The sequence below is a fragment of the Pseudomonas sp. NBRC 111143 genome, assembly GCF_001320965.1.
Taxonomy (GTDB): Bacteria; Pseudomonadota; Gammaproteobacteria; order Pseudomonadales; family Pseudomonadaceae; genus Aquipseudomonas; species Aquipseudomonas machongensis.
Map to the genome: position 1 here is coordinate 1 of NZ_BCBT01000112.1, position 1,566 is coordinate 1,566.

Genomic DNA, 1,566 nt, shown 5'->3' on the forward strand with positions numbered 1-1,566 from the left:
TGAGTTTTTACAGTTGTGGGCATATCCGTTCGCGAGGGTGACGCTTAGTCACCTTTTCGCCCTTACGGCGAGTCACTTTTTGTCAGACGCGACAAAAAGTAACCAAAAAACGCTGCGCTCCAATCATCCGGCCCTACGCTTCGCTCCGGGTCCCCTCACTCCGGCCTCCTGAAGTCGCTGAGGTACGGGCGGTGTCTGGGCTGACGTAGCTGTCGCTCGTGAGGTATGTAAGCGTCCGCCCAACTCACCTTGCGTGAGCTGGGCCGGAATCTGTCAGCTCCGGCACCCTAGCGAGACTGCGCTGCTTGTTGACTGGAAGACGTTGCAGCACACTAAGTGTCCAACGTAAGGAGACGACCCCACATGAAGGATACGCCTAGCATCCCCCTGATTATCCTCGATGTTCAGGATGCTATCGATCAGCCTGTTTGGAATGGTAAAAGCCACCCTGGCTATTTGTCCGTAATCCAACGCCTTCTGCGGCACTGGCGATCAAATGGCTGGCCTGTCCTTCATGTGAAGCATGATGAAGAGAATCCCACCTCCAGCTATCACGTTCATGGCCCTTGGAATGGGATCAAGAAAGAAGTGGCTCCGATAGAGGGCGAGATTGTCATCATCAAGCATGAGAACTGCGCATTCATAGGAACTCAATTGGATGCCATTCTCAAAAGCATGCAAGTAAAACGCATTGTGTTGACCGGTGTTGTGGTTCATAACAGCATGGATGCCACTATTCGAGCCGGGAAAGCGCTTGGGTACGAAATTATTCTTCCTGCGGATGCCACGACTGCTGTACCCGTAATCGGGCCGCAAGGAACGTGTTGGGACGCCTCAACCGTTTATGAGCTGACCTTGGCCATACTGGGCACCGAATATGCCCAGGTCATGTCATCAGATGATGTGATCACAGCTCTGCCTATGAAAGTAGCGGCAGGCCCCCACTGATGCGGTAGCAAGTGCCCGATTTTACTGGCCCCGCGGGGTCGGCAGCCGCATCAGAACGTCCTTGAGATGGGCGTACGGATCGTGCCCATTCATGCGCGCTGAGGTATGAGGCTGGATGCTCTTGATCTTGCTTCTAAGCGCACGATGGATCAGGCGCCGCCAATCGCGACTTCAGGAGGCCGAGTGGAGTCCTCCCGGGAGCAAGGACGGAACGAGGGGACCCCGGAGCGAAGCGTAGGGGCCGGATGAATGGAGCTAGCGGTTTTTGCCTTCTTTTGCCCGCGTGCAAAAGAAGGTCGCCGTAAAGGCGAAAAGGTGACTCTGCGTCTCCCTCGTAAATGAATGTGTTTATAACTTTCAAAACACACACTTTGAAAGTTGAATGCTGGAGGGGTGGGTTTTACAGTTGTGAGCATATCCGTTTGCGAGGGTGACGCTTAGTCACCTTTTCGCCCTTACGGCGAGTCACTTTTTGTCAGACGCGACAAAAAGTAACCAAAAAACGCTGCGCTCCGTTCATCCGGCCCTGCGCTTCGCTCCGGGTTCCCTCACTCCGGCCTTGCTCCCGGGAGGACCGCGCTGCAGGGCCCATCCTGGGCCCCAGCGCTTGACGGGCAT

The 1,566-nt window shown here is 55.2% G+C and carries 1 protein-coding gene and 1 pseudogene; one reads left to right on the top strand and one right to left on the bottom strand.

What is annotated here, in order from left to right; translation table 11 throughout:
- Nucleotides 1–363: 363 nt before the first annotated feature.
- Nucleotides 364–948, top strand: coding sequence for an isochorismatase family protein (locus APH44_RS28775; protein ID WP_054895655.1), 585 nt, complete (start codon nucleotides 364–366; stop codon nucleotides 946–948).
- Here APH44_RS28775 and APH44_RS29995 read toward each other — a convergent pair.
- Nucleotides 942–1,050: pseudogene (locus APH44_RS29995) on the bottom strand (transposase domain-containing protein); the annotation flags it as partial. The gene APH44_RS28775 and the pseudogene APH44_RS29995 sit on opposite strands and share 7 nt — an antisense overlap.
- Between the last annotated feature and the right edge of the window lie 516 nt (nucleotides 1,051–1,566).

What these genes read in the sequence shown, in the direction of transcription:
- APH44_RS28775 (WP_054895655.1), top strand. Translation starts at nt 364, where the DNA reads ATGAAGGATACGCCTAGCATCCCCCTGATTATCCTCGATGTTCAGGAT.